General features: G+C 73.3%; 14 protein-coding genes and 3 tRNA genes. 9 read left to right on the top strand and 8 right to left on the bottom strand.

Annotation, left to right across the window (positions count from 1 at the left end):
- Window positions 1-92: 92 nt before the first annotated feature.
- Both AB0F62_RS00150 and AB0F62_RS00155 read right to left on the bottom strand, forming a co-directional pair.
- Window positions 93-1,676, bottom strand: coding sequence for an ABC transporter permease (locus tag AB0F62_RS00150; RefSeq protein ID WP_361790061.1), 1,584 nt, complete (start codon window positions 1,674-1,676; stop codon window positions 93-95).
- Complete coding sequence (locus AB0F62_RS00155; RefSeq protein ID WP_361790064.1) at window positions 1,673-2,623, bottom strand: ABC transporter ATP-binding protein; 951 nt, start codon at window positions 2,621-2,623, stop codon at window positions 1,673-1,675. The genes AB0F62_RS00150 and AB0F62_RS00155 overlap by 4 nt, the downstream gene beginning before the upstream one ends.
- A gap of 71 nt (window positions 2,624-2,694) precedes the next feature.
- Here AB0F62_RS00155 and AB0F62_RS00160 point away from each other — a divergent pair, with 71 nt between their 5' ends.
- Window positions 2,695-3,186: a MarR family transcriptional regulator gene (locus AB0F62_RS00160; RefSeq protein ID WP_361790067.1), complete on the top strand. Its 492-nt coding sequence runs from the start codon at window positions 2,695-2,697 to the stop codon at window positions 3,184-3,186.
- A 60-nt stretch (window positions 3,187-3,246) separates the two neighbouring features.
- On the opposite strand, the gene AB0F62_RS00165 is transcribed toward AB0F62_RS00160, so the two are convergent.
- A complete protein-coding gene (locus AB0F62_RS00165; protein ID WP_361790765.1) occupies window positions 3,247-4,035 on the bottom strand; it encodes a diacylglycerol kinase in 789 nt (262 codons plus the stop codon).
- A 187-nt stretch (window positions 4,036-4,222) separates the two neighbouring features.
- Between AB0F62_RS00165 and AB0F62_RS00170 the strand changes: the two genes are divergently transcribed.
- The 4 genes from AB0F62_RS00170 (at window position 4,223) to AB0F62_RS00185 (ending at window position 8,563) form a co-directional block, all read left to right on the top strand.
- The gene (locus AB0F62_RS00170) at window positions 4,223-5,506 is read left to right on the top strand and encodes an adenylosuccinate synthase (protein ID WP_361790070.1); all 1,284 of its coding nucleotides are present in this window, start codon (window positions 4,223-4,225) and stop codon (window positions 5,504-5,506) included.
- 101 nt (window positions 5,507-5,607) lie between these two features.
- Window positions 5,608-6,966 carry an aspartate aminotransferase family protein gene (locus tag AB0F62_RS00175; protein ID WP_361790073.1) on the top strand — a complete coding sequence of 453 codons (1,359 nt, stop codon included), beginning with the start codon at window positions 5,608-5,610 and terminating at the stop codon, window positions 6,964-6,966.
- 191 nt (window positions 6,967-7,157) lie between these two features.
- Complete coding sequence (locus AB0F62_RS00180) at window positions 7,158-7,844, top strand: GntR family transcriptional regulator (protein WP_361790076.1); 687 nt, start codon at window positions 7,158-7,160, stop codon at window positions 7,842-7,844.
- Between the two features lie 68 nt (window positions 7,845-7,912).
- On the top strand, window positions 7,913-8,563 hold the full coding sequence (locus tag AB0F62_RS00185; protein WP_361790079.1) for a hypothetical protein: 651 nt from the start codon (window positions 7,913-7,915) through the stop codon (window positions 8,561-8,563).
- 76 nt (window positions 8,564-8,639) lie between these two features.
- Here AB0F62_RS00185 and AB0F62_RS00190 read toward each other — a convergent pair whose 3' ends face one another.
- Window positions 8,640-9,389: an SLATT domain-containing protein gene (locus tag AB0F62_RS00190; RefSeq protein WP_361790082.1), complete on the bottom strand. Its 750-nt coding sequence runs from the start codon at window positions 9,387-9,389 to the stop codon at window positions 8,640-8,642.
- A gap of 202 nt (window positions 9,390-9,591) precedes the next feature.
- Here AB0F62_RS00190 and purD point away from each other — a divergent pair, with 202 nt between their 5' ends.
- From purD to AB0F62_RS00210, 4 genes are all read left to right on the top strand, one after another.
- Window positions 9,592-10,842, top strand: coding sequence for a phosphoribosylamine--glycine ligase (purD, locus tag AB0F62_RS00195; protein WP_361790085.1), 1,251 nt, complete (start codon window positions 9,592-9,594; stop codon window positions 10,840-10,842).
- 190 nt (window positions 10,843-11,032) lie between these two features.
- Window positions 11,033-12,712: a hypothetical protein gene (locus AB0F62_RS00200; protein ID WP_361790088.1), complete on the top strand. Its 1,680-nt coding sequence runs from the start codon at window positions 11,033-11,035 to the stop codon at window positions 12,710-12,712.
- A gap of 146 nt (window positions 12,713-12,858) precedes the next feature.
- Window positions 12,859-14,367, top strand: coding sequence for a N,N-dimethylformamidase beta subunit family domain-containing protein (locus tag AB0F62_RS00205; protein WP_361790091.1), 1,509 nt, complete (start codon window positions 12,859-12,861; stop codon window positions 14,365-14,367).
- Window positions 14,368-14,436: 69 nt separating this feature from the next.
- Entirely contained in the window at window positions 14,437-15,333 is an 897-nt protein-coding gene (locus AB0F62_RS00210; RefSeq protein WP_361790094.1) for a phosphoribosylaminoimidazolesuccinocarboxamide synthase, read from the top strand.
- Window positions 15,334-15,504: 171 nt separating this feature from the next.
- Here AB0F62_RS00210 and AB0F62_RS00215 read toward each other — a convergent pair.
- The 4 genes from AB0F62_RS00215 to AB0F62_RS00230 form a co-directional block, all read right to left on the bottom strand.
- Window positions 15,505-15,577 (bottom strand) — tRNA-Gly (locus AB0F62_RS00215).
- A gap of 430 nt (window positions 15,578-16,007) precedes the next feature.
- Window positions 16,008-16,080: transfer RNA gene (locus AB0F62_RS00220), tRNA-Gly, on the bottom strand.
- 45 nt (window positions 16,081-16,125) lie between these two features.
- Window positions 16,126-16,197: transfer RNA gene (locus AB0F62_RS00225), tRNA-Gly, on the bottom strand.
- Window positions 16,198-16,340: 143 nt separating this feature from the next.
- The gene (locus tag AB0F62_RS00230) at window positions 16,341-16,658 is read right to left on the bottom strand and encodes an Lsr2 family protein (protein ID WP_361790097.1); all 318 of its coding nucleotides are present in this window, start codon (window positions 16,656-16,658) and stop codon (window positions 16,341-16,343) included.
- Window positions 16,659-16,722 lie beyond the last annotated feature (64 nt).

A 16,722-nucleotide genomic window follows, 5' to 3' on the forward strand; every position in this document is an offset into this window, starting at 1 on the left:
CGGCTGGGCCCGGGTCGAATCCGCCTTTCGGCCTGCCCGGCCGGCGAGCCCCGGCCTCATGACCGGGGCTCGCCGGCCCCGCCGGGCCCCGGTCAGGCCGTGATGTCGCGACGGCGCAGCGCCAGCAGGCCCAGAGCGGCGAGCGCCAGCGCCAGTACGGTGAGCACCGCCAGCGGGGCCACCGTGACATCCGCCGACGGCACCTTCGGCAGGTGCGTGAAGACGGACAGGTCCATCACCCAGGGTGAGAGCTTCAGCGCCGGCCCGTAGAGCCCGATGGCGAGCGTCAGCGACGCCACTCCCCAGCCCGCCCGCGCCAGCCTGGGCGCCGTGCCGTACAGCAGGAGCGCCACCGCCGCCACGCACCAGACCGCGGGCAGCTGCACGAGGCCGGCCCCCGCCAACCGCCCCGTCTGGCCGCCGGTGTCGCCGACCGTCACTCCGTACCCCAGGCCCATGGCGAGGCCGGAGACGGTCATGAGGAGTACGGAACCGGCGAACGCGACAAGGGCGTGGCCCGCGGCCCAGCGCACCCGTCCCACGGCGGTGGCGAGCACGGGTTCGGCGCGGCCGGAGCTCTCCTCGCCCTGGAGCCGGAGGACCGCCTGGACCGCGTAGATCGCGGCGATCATGCCCATCACCCCGGTCATGGAGGCGAGGTAGGAGTCGACCAGCCCGGAGGCTCCGCCCATGTCACGCATGACGTCCGCGAGTTGCTCGTTGTCCCGGACGAGGTCGGCCGCGCCGTTGGCGAGGCCGCCGAGCGCAGCGCCGCCCACGGCGAAGCCGGCCGTCCACCCCCACAGCGAGCCGCGCTGGAGCCGCCAGGCCAGCCCCTGGGCGGAACGCAGGCGGCAACCGGCGGCGGCCGGTCCGGGGCGCGGCGGCAGCAGGGAGGCGTCGATGTCGCGGCGGGCCACCAGGGCGTACGCGACGCCGACGAGCGTGGCGGCCCAGGCCGCGAACAGCGCGGCCACCCACCAGCGTTCGTCCGCGTAGGGGCGTATGTTCTCGGCCCATCCGAGCGGCGAGAGCCAGGTCAGCGTGCCGGAGCCGGCGTCGCCGACGGCCCGCAGCAGGAAGGCGAGGCCGAGGACGGCACCCGCGATGCCCCGGGCGGCGCGGGCGCTCTCCGTCAGCTGCGCGGCGACCGCCGCGACCGCGGCGAAGGCGCATCCGGCGCCCGCGAAGGCGATCCCGAAGGCGACCGCGCCACGCGCCCCCTGCCCGAGCAGGGCCAGAGTGACCAGCAGCCCCAGGAGCAGCGAGGCCCCGAAGCCGGTGACCAGGGCGGCGGCCAGCGGCGCCCGGCGGCCGACCGCGCCCGCGCCGACGAGCTCCAGCCGCCCGGCCTCCTCTTCCTCCCGGGTGTGGCGGACGACCAGCAGCATCGCCATCAGCCCGGCGAGCGCGGCGCCGAAGGCCATCATGCGCCAGGCCGTCAGGCCGCCGATGCTCGTGTCGAACACCGGCCCGTACAGGGCGCGCAGCGAGCCGTTGCCCGCGGAGCTCGCGGCGATCCCGGCGCGTTCCGCCGGGGTGTCGTAGAGGCCGCCGAAGGCCGAGGCGGTGGAGGCGACCAGCAGGGCGATCGGCACGACCCACGCCGGGATCGTGATCCGGTCCCTGCGCAGCGCGAGCCGGGTGAGGGTGCCCGTCCCGGTGAGGGCGCTCACGGCCGCGCCTCCGCGTTCGCGGGGGCGGCACCAGAGGCGCCGGAGGTACCGGGAGCGCCGGGAGCGCCGTCTTCGTAGTGCCGCAGGAACAGCTCCTCCAGGGTCGGCGGTGTGCTCGTGAGGCTGCGCACGCCCGTCTCGCTCAACTGCCTGAGCACGCCGTCGAGCTTGTCGGTGTCGACCTGGAGCCGGACGTGGCTGCCGCGCACGTCGAGATCGTGCACGCCGGGCAGCCCGGCGAGGCCGTTCGGCCGGCCGGCCAGCTCCGCGGTGACCGAGATCCGGGTGAGATGCCGCAGCTCGCCGAGGCTCCCGGTCTCGACCGTGCGCCCGCCCCGGATGATGCTGACCCGGTCGCACAGGGCCTCGACCTCGCTGAGGATGTGACTGGACAGCAGCACCGTCCGGCCGCGGTCGCGTTCCTCGCGGACGCAGTCGCGGAAGACCTCCTCCATCAGCGGGTCGAGCCCGGAGGTGGGCTCGTCGAGTATCAGCAGATCCACGTCCGAGGCGAACGCGGCGACGAGCGCGACCTTCTGCCGGTTGCCCTTGGAGTACGCGCGGCCCTTCTTGGTCGGGTCCAGCTCGAACCGCTCCAGCAACCGCCGCCTGCGCGCCTCGTCCAGCCCGCCGCGCAACCGCCCCAGCAGGTCGATGACCTCGCCGCCGCTGAGGTTGCGCCAGAGCGTGACGTCGCCCGGGACGTACGCCAGCCGCCGGTGCAGCGCGACGGCGTCCTGCCACGGATCGCCGCCGAGCAGCCGGGCGGCCCCGCGGTCGGCGCGCAGCAGCCCGAGCAGGATGCGGATGGTGGTGGACTTGCCGGCGCCGTTGGGCCCCAGGAAGCCGTGCACCTCGCCCTCTTCGACGGCCAGGTCGAGGCCGTCCAGTGCGTGCGTGCGGCCGAAGGACTTGTGCAGTCCGGCCACACTGATTGCCTTCGTCATGATTCTGAACGTACAGTAGATTCACAAATTTGTGAAGTTAAGGAAGTGTATAAACTTCGGGACGGGAGGCGATGGCGGTGGCTGATGAGTCCTTGGAGCCGATGACGTTCGTCGAGCGCTTCGCGGCGGAGCTCGTCGAGGCGGGCATGCAGCGCATGGCGGCGCGGGTGTTCGCCGCGCTCCTCGCCTCGGAGACCGGCGCGCTGAGCGCCGCCGAGCTGTCCGAGCGACTCCAGGCCAGCCCCGCCGCGATCTCCGGCGCGGTCCGCTACCTGGCGCAGGTCGGCATGCTCACCCGCGAGCGCGAACCGGGCTCGCGGCGCGAGCGCTACCGGGTGCACAGCGACCAGTGGTACGAGACCTTCACCCGCCGCGACCAGGTCCTCGCCCGCTGGGAGAACACCCTGCGGGCCGGCATCGACGCGCTCGGCCCCGACAGCGCGGCGGGCCACCGGATCGCGGAGACCGCGGCCTTCTTCGACTTCCTGCAGAAGGAACTCGTCGACATGATGGACCGCTGGCGCGAGCGCAAGGCGGAGCTGCGCGAGCAGGGCGTGCTCTGACCGGCCCTCCGCGCGCGGCGGCCGCCGCGGCAAGGCCCCCGCGGCCGGCCCCCACCCCCCTCAGTAGGCGGACCGCGGCACGGTCAGTCGCCACGCCGCCGGCATGACCGTCCACGTCCGGCGCCGGACCGGACCGGCCAGGGCCGCGTCCGCCGTGTAGCGGAAGTCCCGCCCGGAGACGGTGACCGTCCGCGCGTGCACCGGTCCCGCGGGCGCCGCGCCCTCCCTGCGGACCAGCACTTCGGCCAGGCCGGGCGCCGCCGTGGAGACCGACACCTCCTCGACGCAGTCGTCCAGGTCGGCCAGGACCATCCCGTCCGCCTCGATCCGCAGCCGCTGCCCGCCGCGCAGCCCGAGCCCCAGATGCGGGGTGTGGCCGTTCAGGCTCAGCGTGCGCGCCAGCGAGCGCGCCCGGCGCTCCACCGGCACCCACCAGGCCGGCGTCGCCGAGTTGATGCGCAGCGCGCCCAGCACGATGCCCCCGCTGTCGTCGAGCAGCAGGTCCAGCTCGCGTTCCGCGCCGTCCAGCACGGCCCGCGCCGCGCTCACCGCCCCGCCGGGCACGCCCAGCGCCAGCGCCAGGCCGGTGCGCCGGCCCACCGGCACGAGTCCGACGACCGCCTCGCCCAGTCCCCGCGCCGCGTGCAGTGCCCGGACCGTGCGCAGCAGCGCCGCGTCGTCGCCCACGACCACCGGGCGCCGCCGCCCCCGGTGTTTCAGCACTCGGACGGCCTCTTCCTCGGACTCCGGTAGGGCGATCTTCACGGAGGAGGCTCCCCCGCACAGCACATCCTTCGCGATGCGTACGGATTCGCCGTCCATGATGCGGGCGGCGGGGTCGATGACCACGAGCAGAGGCTGCCCGGACGGTCGCTGAGCCGACACCTTGGTCCTTCCTCAGGTAACATCTCGGTGCAAGAGCCCCTTGCGCTGCCTTGCGCCAGGGGCTTCGTCTATTCCGGGGCACCGGTCCGACGGCTCTCCCCGCCATGGGGAGCCACGTTGGACATGCCCCGCCCGGAAGGGGTGTACGCCTGTGCCCGCACTTGTGCTGCTCGGTGCTCAGTGGGGTGACGAGGGCAAGGGAAAGGCCACCGACCTGCTCGGTGGCTCCGTGGACTATGTGGTGCGCTACCAGGGCGGCAACAACGCCGGCCACACGGTCGTCGTCGGCGACCAGAAGTACGCGCTTCACCTCCTGCCTTCCGGGATCCTGTCACCGGGGTGTACCCCGGTGATCGGCAACGGAGTGGTCGTCGACCCGGCGGTCCTGCTCTCCGAGCTGAGCGGGCTGAACGAGCGCGGCGTCGACACGTCCAAGCTCCTCATCAGCGGTAACGCCCACCTGATCACGCCGTACCACCAGACGATCGACAAGGTGACGGAACGCTTCCTCGGCAAGCGCAAGATCGGCACCACCGGCCGCGGCATCGGCCCCGCGTACGCCGACAAGATCAACCGTGTGGGCATCCGGGTCCAGGACCTCTTCGACGAGTCGATCCTCCGCCAGAAGGTCGAGGCGGCGCTCCACGACAAGAACCAGGTCCTGGTCAAGCTCTTCAACCGCCGTGCCATCAGCACGGACCAGGTCGTCGAGGAGTACCTGGGCTACGCGGAGCAGATCAGGGACTACGTCGCGGACACGACGCTGGTCCTCAACACCGCGCTCGACGAGGGCAAGGTCGTCCTCCTCGAGGGCGGTCAGGGCACCCTGCTGGACGTGGACCACGGCACGTACCCCTTCGTGACCTCGTCGAACCCGACGGCCGGCGGTGCCTGCACCGGCTCCGGCATCGGCCCCACCAAGATCAACCGGGTGATCGGCATCCTCAAGGCCTACACCACCCGCGTCGGCGCCGGCCCGTTCCCGACCGAGCTGTTCGACGCGGACGGCGAGGCGCTGCGCCGCATCGGCGGCGAGCGGGGCGTCACCACCGGCCGCGACCGCCGCTGCGGCTGGTTCGACGCCGTGATCGCCCGCTACGCGACCCGGGTCAACGGCCTCACCGACTTCTTCCTCACCAAGCTCGACGTGCTCACCGGCTGGGAGCGGATCCCGGTCTGCGTCGCCTACGAGATCGACGGCAAGCGCGTCGAGGAACTGCCGTACAGCCAGACGGACTTCCACCACGCGAAGCCGGTCTACGAGACGCTGCCCGGCTGGAACGAGGACATCAGCCAGGCGAAGACCTTCTCCGACCTGCCGAAGAACGCCCAGGCGTACGTCAAGGCGCTGGAGGAGATGTCCGGCGCCCCGATCTCGGCCATCGGCGTCGGCCCCGGCCGCACCGAGACCATCGAGATCAACTCCTTCCTCTGAGCGGCGGCGGCGCGCGGGCCCTACAACCTGTCGGCGCGCGCGCCCACCGCCATACAGGGTGCCAATGTCGGTGCGCCCGGGCCGTTGCCTAGCCTGGGCGCATGACCCCTCCCTTCGCCGACCCCGAGACCGGCGCCGCCGTCAAGGCCGCCGACCGCGCCCACGTCTTCCACTCCTGGTCCGCGCAGGGCCTGATCGACCCGCTGGCGGTCGCCGGGGCCGAGGGCGCGTACTTCTGGGACTACGACGGCAACCGCTACCTGGACTTCACCAGCGGGCTGGTGTTCACCAACATCGGCTACCAGCACCCCACGGTCGTCGCCGCCATCCAGGAGCAGGCCGCGAAGCTCGTCACCTTCGCGCCCGCCTTCGCCGTGGAGGCGCGTTCCGAGGCCGCCCGGCTGATCGCCGAGCGCACCCCGGGCGACCTGGACAAGATCTTCTTCACCAACGGCGGCGCCGAGGCCGTCGAGAACGCGGTACGGCTGGCCCGCCTGCACACCGGCCGCCACAAGGTGCTCTCGGCGTACCGCTCGTACCACGGCGCCACCTCGGCCGCGATCAACCTGACCGGCGACCCGAGGCGCTGGCCCTCCGACAACGGCTCGGCCGGAGTCGTCCACTTCTGGGCGCCGTTCCTCTACCGCTCGCCGTTCCACTCGGAGACCGACGAGCAGGAGCGCGACCGCGCGCTGCAGCACCTCGAGGACACCATCGTCTTCGAGGGCCCGCAGACCGTCGCCGCGATCGTCCTGGAGACGGTGCCCGGCACCGCGGGCATCATGGTGCCGCCGCCCGGCTACCTCGCCGGCGTGCGCGAGATCTGCGACCGGTACGGGATCGTCTTCGTCCTCGACGAGGTCATGGCCGGTTTCGGCCGCACCGGCGGCTGGTTCGCCGCCGATCGGTTCGACGTCACCCCCGACCTGCTCACCTTCGCCAAGGGCGTCAACTCCGGCTATGTGCCGCTGGGCGGTGTCGCGATCAGCGAGGAGATCGCCGCGACCTTCGCCACCCGTCCGTACCCGGGCGGGCTGACCTACTCCGGCCATCCGCTGGCCTGCGCCGCCGCCGTCGCCACGATCCGGGTGATGGAGGACGAGGGCGTCGTCGAGCACGCCGCCGCGCTCGGCGAGAACGTGCTCGGTCCCGGGCTGCGGGAGCTCGCCGAGCGCCACCCGTCGGTGGGCGAGGTGCGGGGCCTGGGCGCCTTCTGGGCGCTGGAGCTGGTGCGCGACCGGGAGACCCGTGAGCCGCTGGTCCCTTACAACGCGGCGGGCGAGGCCAACGCCCCCATGGCGGCCTTCGCGGCGGCCTGCAAGAAGAGCGGGCTGTGGCCGTTCGTCAACATGAACCGCACCCATGTGGTGCCCGCGTGCAACATCACCGAGGCCGAGGCCAAGGAGGGGCTCGCGCTCCTCGACGCGGCGCTGACCGTCGCCGACGAGCACACGCGCTGAGGGCACGCGCCCCCAGGGCGCGCGCTGAGCACACGCGCCGGGCGGACCGCCGGAAGGCGCCGGGCCCGGCGCCTCCCCGCGGCGGTGGCGGCGGGTGACCCGTGCCACAGGGGCGGGCCATCCGTCACCGGGCCTCGCATAAGGTGTGGCGGAGCCGAAACGCACCGCACATCTGTAGGGAGGCACCGGGCATGCCGGAAGGCCCAGCGGGTGGACCCGTCCGACGGAGCAGTCTGCGGCAGCAGATAGCCGACGCGCTCCGCGACGAGGTGCTCACCGGGCGCATGGCGGCCGGACGGCACTTCACGGTCAAGGAGATCGCGGAGCTGTACGGCGTGTCCGCCACCCCGGTCCGCGAGGCCCTGGTCGATCTGGCCGCGCAGGGGCTGCTCGACGTCGAGCACCATCGCGGCTTCCAGGTGCGCCGCTTCACCGACGCCGAGTTCCGCTCCATGGTCGAGGCCCGCACCCTGGTCGTCGAGGGCATCTTCCGCCGCATCGCCACGCGCGGCATGCGCGAGGTCGACCCCGCGGCGCTCGCCTCCGTACGCCGCCGGGCCGAGGCCGCGGCCCGGGCCGCCCGCTCGGGCGAACTGGACGTCCTCATCGGCTACGACATCCGCTTCTGGCGCGAGCTGACGGCACTGGCCGGGAACGCCCACGTGGGCGAGTTCCTGGACCGGATCCGCACCCAGACCTGGGTGTACGCGGTGCCCTTCCTGCGCGGCAGGCCGGATGCGGAGGGGCTGTGCTGGTCCGATCACGTCGCCCTGGTCGCGGCGATCGAGAAGCGCGACACAGAGACGGCCCAGCGCATCGTCGAGGAGTTCAACGACCACTCCCTGGAACTCATGCGGCGACTGGCGGCGGGCCGCTAGAGCTGCTCTGGGACGGGCTCCCGCCCACTACGCTGGTCCGACGACGCACGGAAGGACTTGGAGCGCCTGTGGCCTGCGACTTGTGGCTGGTTCCCCTGGTGGACGTGCTCTGCCACAGCCCGGACAACCCGTTCGCCGAGGAGATCGCCCGCTATGACAAGGCGTTGAGCGAGGCCGGTCTCCCGCCGGTGCCCGTCTACACCTATATGCCGGGCCTGTCCGGCGACGTGGCCCCGGTCGCGGGCTTCGACTACGACGCGCTGCACTTCCTGCGGCGTGCGTACCTGCTGCACATCCAGGGCCTCGCGGTCACGCCGGTCGACGAACTCGGCGGCGACTACGAGCAGTTGCTGGAGATGTTCGAGACCACCGCCCAGCAGTCGCACCTGGTCTGGCACTACGACCACGCGGGCGGATACGTCCCCCTGGACTTCGCCCATCCGCTGGTCAACGACGAACTCCTCGACGCGGGCGGCCCCCTGGGCTCCGCCCACGGCCTCCTCCGCGAGCTGGAACTCGTCGCCCCGGTGATCGGCATCGACCCGCGCAACCCGCCGCCCGCCCCGGTTCCGCCGGCCGGTCCCACCGAGCTGGAGGAGCCGGCCGCCCAGCCCGCGTACGACGGCAGCCCCTTCGCGCGGGAACGCCACGTGTGGCTGGGACTGCACGCGGCCGCGACGCGCGCGCTGGGCCAGGGTTCGATGATCGTCTTCAGTTAGACGACCCATACGACCCATACGACCCGAGCGATCCGGGCGGCGGGTTTCAGGACCCCGGGAGGGGCCCCGGCGGCGGTCAGCTCGCGCGGGGGCCCTCCGGGGGGCGCTGGCGCGGCATGCTCGGCCGTCCGCCGGGCAGCAGTGGGAACCGGGCGCCGGTGCCGGGGGCGGCGCCCTCCGCACCCCGGGCGCCCCCCGCCCAGGTCAGGGACTGGGTCCGCAACGGGGCGGCGCCGGCGCGGAAGTCCACCATCCAGTCAGCGGTCTCGCAGCGCACCAGCTCCGAGACGTCCTCGGTGAAGCGGCGCAACACCGTCAGGCACCGCTCGGCCGCCTCGGCCGCGGTGCCCTCCGTCGGGCCCAGGACCTCGCGGACGGACTCCGACGCCCAGTCGAAGCGCAGCGCCTCCAGCCGGCGCTGTACGGCCTGGGCGGTCGCCATGTCCCGCATCCAGCCGGCGGTCAGCCCGAGGTAGCGGTCCAGGCCCGCGCACACGACCGCCAGCACCAGGGCGGCGTACGCCCAGCGGACGCGCCCGCCCGTGCCGGTGACGGCCAGAACCGCCCCGGACGTCGCGAAGAGGGCCGCGCCGACCCGCAGCGAACGGGCCCAGCGGCGCTTGCGCAGGCGGTCGGCGAGATACCAGTCGACGGTGCGCAGGGCGTCCGCCTCCGCCCAGCGGTAGAGCTCCTCCAGCCGTTCGGCCGGCTCCCCCCAGTCGCCGAGCGGAAAGGGCAGCGCCCGCAGGTCCTCCTGCCTGTGCAGCGCGCGCCGCTTCGGCTCCTCCCGGGGGACCTCCTCGGGATACATGTCCGGCTGGCTCACCTGCACGCTCCCTCGCGACTTCCGATGACGCGCACCTTCTTACCGCCGAACGGCTGATGCCGCGAGGGTCATCCGGCAGTTTCCGCCCTTACGAGTCGCTTGATCAGGTATGGGTCCCCGCTCCGGCCACCCGAAAGAGTGACCCGGGAGCCCCGGCGACCGGCCCGCGGGGCGGGCGGCGGCAGCCGATACCCTGGGCACCGTGAACGTGCTTGTCATCGGCGGCGGAGCCCGCGAACACGCCCTGTGCCGTGCCCTTTCCCTCGACCCCGACGTGGAGGCGCTGCACTGCGCCCCGGGGAACGCCGGCATCGCCGAGGTGGCGGAGCTGCACCCGGTCGACGCCCTGGACGGCGCTGCCGTGGCCGACCTCGCAGAGCGGCTCGGCGCCGACCTCGTCGTGGTGGGCCCCGAAGCCCCGCTCGTGGCGGGAGTGGCGGACGCCGTACGCGCCCGCGGCATCGACTGCTTCGGCCCCAGCGGGCAGGCGGCGGCCCTGGAGGGCTCGAAGGCGTTCGCCAAGGACGTGATGGCCTCGGCCGGCGTGCCCACCGCCCGCTCCTATGTCTGCACGACCCCCGCGGAGGTGGACGACGCGCTGGACGCCTTCGGCGCGCCGTACGTCGTGAAGGACGACGGCCTGGCCGCGGGCAAGGGCGTCGTGGTGACCGAGGACCTCGAGGCCGCCCGGGCGCACGCCAACGCCTGCGAGCGCGTCGTCATCGAGGAGTACCTCGACGGCCCCGAGGTGTCCCTGTTCGCCGTCACCGACGGCGTGAGCGTGGTGCCGCTGCAGCCCGCCCAGGACTTCAAGCGCGCCTACGACGCGGACGAGGGCCCCAACACCGGTGGCATGGGCGCGTACAGCCCGCTGCCGTGGGCCGATCCCGGGCTGGTCGAGGAGGTGGAGCGCACCGTGCTCCAGCCGACCGTCGACGAGCTGCGCCGCCGTGGCACCCCCTTCGCCGGACTGCTGTACGCGGGGCTGGCGATCACCTCGCGCGGTGTGCGGGTGATCGAGTTCAACGCGCGCTTCGGCGACCCGGAGACCCAGGTCGTGCTGGCCCGGCTGAGGACCCCGCTGGCGGGCCTGCTGCGTGCCGCGGCGACCGGCCGGCTGGCCGACTTCCCGCCGCTGCGCTGGAGCGACGGCGCCGCGGTGACCGTCGTCGTCGCCTCCGAGAACTACCCGGACACCCCGCGCACCGGTGACCCGATCACCGGCCTGGACGAGGTCGCGGAGCGGGACGAGCACGCCTACGTGCTCCACGCCGGCACCAAGGCGGACGCCGAGGGCCGTGTGGTGAGCGCGGGCGGCCGCGTACTGTCCGTCACGGCGACGGGCGGGGATCTGGCCAAGGCCAGGGAGCGCGCCTACCGGGCGGTGGGACGGATCGGGCTGAAGGGCTCGCACCACCGTTCGGATATCGCAGAGAAGGCCGCTCAAGCCTGAATCAGCGGGCAAGGCCACTCCAAGGGGTGATGCCTTCGCCATCCTGCTGACGTGAGCCCCGAGCCCAACTACTGTGCCCGGCAAGCGCACTGCGGAACGCCGCGAGCACTGCACTATCGGCCCTACCGACATTGCGGTGTCGGTGGGCGGTGCGACAGTGGGGGCATGCAGTCGCGTCAGCAGCTTGGGGGTGAGCACACCGTTGGCCGGGGAAGCAGGTGAGGGACACGCGCGATCTCGCGCGCTCGCCGTCCTGCGCATCCGCAGCGCCGCGCTGGCGGTCGCGCTGCTGCCCGCGGCGGTGGCGGTCGTGCTGCTGGTCGGCGGCGCGACGGGCCGCATCGTCGGCGACGCGTCCGAGGTCCTGCGCTGGGCGGTGGTCGCGGGCGCGCTCCTCGTGCTGCTGCTCGCGGGCGGTGTCGCGGCGGTGATCGTACGGGCCAGGCCCGCGATGAGCCCGACCGTGGCGGTCTCCGAGAAGGCCGCCCCCGATCTGTACCGGATGGTGCGCGACCTGGCCGTCCGCCTGCAGGTGCCCGCCCCCTCGGCGATAGAACTGACCCCGGACTGCGACAGCTGGCTGGAGGACCGCAGCCACCGGCGCCGGCGCGGCGCGCCCGCCGAGGCGCCCGCACTGGTGATCGGCTCACCGTTCATGTGGTGGATGCGGGTCGCCGAGCTGCGTGCCCTGCTCGCGCCGGTCGTGGCGGGCACGGGACCGGCCGCGGACCCGGACATCGCGGCCGCGCGCCGCTTCGTGCGCGGCCTGGACGCCGCCGTCGGCGTGGCGACCGCGGCGCGGGAGCCCTCGGCCGTCGGGCTGGTGCGCCGTCCCGCGTACGGGTTCCTGGGCTGGGTCGCCAAGCTGCTGCTGCGCGGCTGCCGGGCGCACGCGGCGGAGATGGAGCGCGCGGTGGCCGCCTCCGCCTCCGAGCGGGCCCAGGCGGTGGACTACGGGCTGCGCATCGTCGCCCAGGAGCAGGTGGGCCTGGCGTACGCGGGCTGGGACCGGCTGCTGACCCGGGTGGCGCTGCCGGCCTGGCGGATGGGGCGCTGGCCGTCCCGGCTCGACGCGGGCGTGGTGGCGGCGCTGACCGAGCTGTCCCGGCGGGACCGGCTGGCCGAGGGCTTCGAGTCCCGGCTGGGCGAGCGCCCGGCCTGCGACCTGCTGGAGGAGCCCGGCACGGTGGACGAGGCGGCCTCGCTCCTCGCCGCGCGGCTGTTCCACGGCGGGCCGCAGCGGCCGGGCCCCGAGTGGTCTCCGGTCGGCTGGGACACGTATCCGCAGGAGGTCGTGGACCGCATCTGGCGCAGCGACGCCTCCCGGCTGATCAGCGTCCTGGACGAGGTGCACGAGCCGGCCGGGGTCGCCGGCAGCCGGCGCATATCCGTGGTCTCCGGCGGGTCGAGGACCGCCGTAGGCGCCTGCGACGAACCGGGGCACGCCACCCTCGCCCGGGTGCTGGACCGGCTCTCCGCGGGCGGCAGCGAGGAGCTGGCGGCGCGTATCACCCGGCACGTCGCCCGCGAGGAGGCCGTGCGCGAGACCGCCTCGCGCGAGGAGACCGCCGACCGGGTTCCGCCGGACGCTGCTTTCACCCCCGTCTACCAACTGCTGCCCCCGCGCACCGGCCGGGAACTGCTCACCGACCACGTGACGGCGATGGTCTGCTGCGCCGCCGTGGACACCGCCGGTGCCGCCCCGGGTCTGGACTGGTTGGACGGACCGGCCCTGCTGGTCGGCGGCGTACGCCGGGGTGATCTGACCTGGCCCGTGCTCCGGCTCGTGGAGAACGGCGACGCCGCTCCGCTGCGTTCCTGGCTCAGTGCCGTGGGCGTACGCCCCGAGAAGCCGATACGGCTCATCTGACGGAATTCCGGCGGGGTTTGTCCGCCGCAACGCCGATCCCTGGCGATAATGCGCCACGAACAGTAACCAAGACAGCGCATTGTGTGATGTGCTGGAGGTGCGCACACACGCACACCACCTCGGGGGACGACGAGGAGGGGACCATCGTGGTGAAGGAGCAGGTCCGCCGCTGGCAGTCCGGAGCACTGGCGCACGGGGTCACCGACCCCTTCGGGCAAGGCCCGGTGCCGTGGCTGCGCGGTGCGGTGCAGTATCTGGACGACACCGGCCAGGTCGTGCCCTGGTACGTCGATCTGGCCGCCGGCCGTGGCGAGGCCGGGGGGTTCCCCGGCGACGCGGTGGGGCGTGCGCCCCGCGTGCCCGGCCCGCGCGCGGCGGACGACGTGCGGTGCCAGATCAAGGGCTTCGCCCCGGGTGCCTCCGTGGCCCCCGGCGACGCCATCGACTTCCGCATCACCGTCGACCCGCCGCAGAGCTACGGCGTCGACGTCTACCGGATCGGGCACTACGGCGGCGACGGCGCCGCCCAGTTCACCTCCAGCCCCCGGCTGTCGGGAATCGTGCAGCCCACACCGCTCGCCGCCGGGCGCACGGTCTCCTGCCACCACTGGTGGCAGTCCTGGCGGCTGCAGGTGCCCTCCTACTGGAAGCCCGGCGCCTATGTCGCCGTCCTCACCACGCAGGACGGCTACCGCAGCCACATCCCCTTCACGGTGCGCGACGACCGCCCCGCCGACCTGCTCCTGCTGCTGCCCGACGTCACCTGGCAGGCTTACAACCTCTACCCCGAGGACGGCCGCACGGGCGCCAGCCTCTACCACGCCTGGGACGAGAAGGGCCGGCTGCTGGGCGAGGAGGAGGCCGCGGTCACCGTCTCCTTCGACCGGCCCTACGCGGGCGCCGGGCTGCCGCTGCACGTGGGCCACGCCTACGACTTCATCCGCTGGGCCGAGCGCTACGGCTACGACCTGGCCTACGCCGACGCCCGCGACCTGCACGCGGGGAGGATCGATCCTTCGCGCTACCGGGGCATGGTCTTCCCCGGCCACGACGAGTACTGGACGGTCCCCATGCGGCGGGCCGTCGAGGCCGCCCGGAACGGCGGCACCTCCCTGGTCTTCCTGTCCGCCAACACCATGTACTGGCAGACCGAGCTGGGCCCCTCCCCGTCCGGCGACCCCGACCGGCTGCTCAGCTGCCGCAAGCGCCGCGGCCACCCGCCGGGCCGCAGCGCGCTGTGGCGCGACATGGGCGAGCCCGAACAGCTGCTGATCGGCGTGCAGTACGCGGGCCGGGTGCCCGAACCGTCCCCGCTGGTGGTGCGGAACGCCGGCCACTGGCTGTGGGAGGCGACCGGCGCCGAGGAGGGTGACGAGATCCCCGGTCTGGTCGCGGGCGAGGCGGACCGCTACTTCCCCCGCACGCCACTGCCCGACTACATGGAGCGGATCCTGCTCGCCCACTCCCCGTACGAGGACTCCGCGGGCCGCCGCGCGCACCAGGAGACCTCCCTGTACCGGGCGCCCGGCGGGGCCCTGGTCTTCGCCTCCGGCACCTTCGCCTGGTCCCCGGCGCTGGACCGCCCGGGCCATGTCGACCCGAGGATCCAGCGCGCCACGGCCAATCTGCTGGACCACATCTGCAAGCACGGCTGACCCCGCGTCGCGCCCGTCGGGAACAGGTACGGGAGAATCGTGAGCCGAACCGCCGATCGGGGAGGACCCATGTCCGGATTCGTCCACAAGCCCGAGCCCGCGCACGTGCCGGGCCTGGTGCACCTGCACACCGGCAAGGTGCGCGAGCTGTACCAGAACGAGGCAGGGGAGCTGGTGATGGTCGCCAGTGACCGGATGTCCGCGTACGACTGGGTGCTGCCCACCGAGATCCCCGACAAGGGCCGCGTCCTGACCCGGTTGTCCCTGTGGTGGTTCGACCAGATCGCCGACCTCGTGCCGCACCACGTGCTGTCCACCGAGCTCCCCGAGGGCGCCCCGGCCGACTGGGAGGGGAGGACGACGATCTGCAAGCCGCTGGAGATGGTCCCGGTCGAGTGCGTGGCCCGCGGCTACCTGGCCGGGTCGGGCCTGCTGGAGTACAACGCCGACCGCACCGTGTGCGGGGTGACCCTCCCCGAGGGCCTGGTGGACGGTTCCGAGCTGCCCGCGCCGATCTTCACCCCGGCCACCAAGGCCGAGGTGGGCGAGCACGACGAGAACGTCAGCTACGAGGAGGTCGCCCGCCGGGTCGGCGCCGACACCGCCGCGCAGCTGCGCCAGAGCACCCTCGCGGTCTACGGCCGGGCCCGGGACATCGCCCGTGAGCGCGGCATCCTCCTGGCGGACACCAAGTTCGAGTTCGGCTTCGACGGAGATGTGCTGACCATCGCCGACGAGGTGCTGACCCCGGACTCGTCGCGCTTCTGGCCCGCCGACCTGTGGGAGCCGGGCCACGCCCAGCCCTCGTACGACAAGCAGTTCGTCCGCGACTGGCTGACCTCCGCCGAGTCCGGATGGGACCGCCGCAGCGAGCAGCCCCCGCCGCCCCTGCCGGAGCGGGTGGTGGAGCAGACCCGCGCCAAGTACATCGAGGCGTACGAGCGGCTCACCGGCCTCAGCTGGTAGCCCGCCACGGCTCGCGCCGTCCGCCGGTCCTCCGGTCGGCGGCCGGCGCGGCAGCGCGGCAGCGCGGGGGTGAGAGCGGTGCGGCGGTGTGAGCGGCGGCAGCCGCGGCGCATCAGCCGCCCCAGGAACACCGAAGGCCCCGGTCGTGACGACCGGGGCCTTCTTCTGCTGAGCGGACGACGAGGCTCGAACTCGCGACCTCAACCTTGGCAAGGTTGCGCTCTACCAACTGAGCTACGTCCGCCTGCTCCGCGCGTTCCCGTGCGGTGCGACACCCACTATAGCCAACCCGCGCGGTGTCCGGCACGCACCGCGGCACGACGGTTCTCCGCGCCCCGTCCCGCGGCGGACGCCGAGGGGGTGGGCGAGCCCGCCGGGGCGCCGCCGCCACCACCGTGGCGCGCTCGGCGGCACTGCCGGCCGGATGCCCAACTCCGGTTCCACGGCGAGTCCCAGGACCGCCCGCGCCGCGCCCCGGAAGCCCCGGCGGAGGATGCGTCCCGTGATGTGCGCGGGCCGGCGCGGGGCGGCGCGAGGCGACGATCACCCTTCCGCACCGGGGAGTTCGGGCTCCGGCGTGTGGCGACCGTCACACATGTTCCCGGTGTGCCGCCGGCCCGCCGGGAACACGAAAAAGGTCCCGGTCGGTGATCCGACCGGGACCTTCTCTCAAGAGCGGACGACGAGATTCGAACTCGCGACCCTCACCTTGGCAAGGTGATGCTCTACCAACTGAGCCACGTCCGCACGGCGACTACTCTACCCGATCCTCAGGACCGGTCGAGCAATCAGAGCGGGTGACAGGAATCGCACACTGCGCCTTCCCCCTGGAAGGAGGATGTTCTGCTACTGAACTACACCCGCGTGGCCCGGGAGCCTGGCCTTTCGGCCTGCCCTCGGCGTGCTCCAGACTCTAGCGGATCAAGGGGGGTGGCTGTCCAATCGCTTCTTCCGGGCGACGGTGCGGTCCGGTGACCCGGTCCGGCGCGTCCCCGCGCCGGACCGGGTCAGCTCGCCTCGGCGTAGGCCTCGTAGAGCTTCTTGGGGATACGGCCGCGCGGCGGCACGTCGAAGCCCCGGGAGAGCGCCCACGCGCGGACCGCGGCGGGGTCGGGGGCGAGTGAGGTGTGCTTGTACGCCTTGCCGAGCCGGCTGCGGCGGCGTCCGGCCTCGACGTAGGGCGCGAGGGCCTCGCGGAGTTTGTCGGCGTTGCCGGCGGACAGGTCGATCTCGTACGACTTCCCGTCGAGGCCGAAAGTGACCGTTTCCGCCGCTTCGCCGCCGTCGAGGTCGTCGGAGAGCGTGACCACTACGCGTTGCGCCATGGATGCCGGTCCTTTCAATGGAGAAGGCCTGGGGCCTGCGTTGGCCCCGTTGTTGTACCGAAGT

The sequence above is a fragment of the Streptomyces sp. NPDC026673 genome, from assembly GCF_040638135.1.
In the GTDB taxonomy this organism is placed as follows: Bacteria; Actinomycetota; Actinomycetes; order Streptomycetales; family Streptomycetaceae; genus Actinacidiphila.

What these genes read in the sequence shown, in the direction of transcription:
- AB0F62_RS00155 (WP_361790064.1), bottom strand. Translation starts at nt 2,623, where the DNA reads ATGACGAAGGCAATCAGTGTGGCCGGACTGCACAAGTCCTTCGGCCGC.
- AB0F62_RS00230 (WP_361790097.1), bottom strand. Translation starts at nt 16,658, where the DNA reads ATGGCGCAACGCGTAGTGGTCACGCTCTCCGACGACCTCGACGGCGGC.
- AB0F62_RS00160 (WP_361790067.1), top strand. Translation starts at nt 2,695, where the DNA reads ATGGCGGTGGCTGATGAGTCCTTGGAGCCGATGACGTTCGTCGAGCGC.
- AB0F62_RS00175 (WP_361790073.1), top strand. Translation starts at nt 5,608, where the DNA reads ATGACCCCTCCCTTCGCCGACCCCGAGACCGGCGCCGCCGTCAAGGCC.
- AB0F62_RS00210 (WP_361790094.1), top strand. Translation starts at nt 14,437, where the DNA reads ATGTCCGGATTCGTCCACAAGCCCGAGCCCGCGCACGTGCCGGGCCTG.
- AB0F62_RS00180 (WP_361790076.1), top strand. Translation starts at nt 7,158, where the DNA reads ATGCCGGAAGGCCCAGCGGGTGGACCCGTCCGACGGAGCAGTCTGCGG.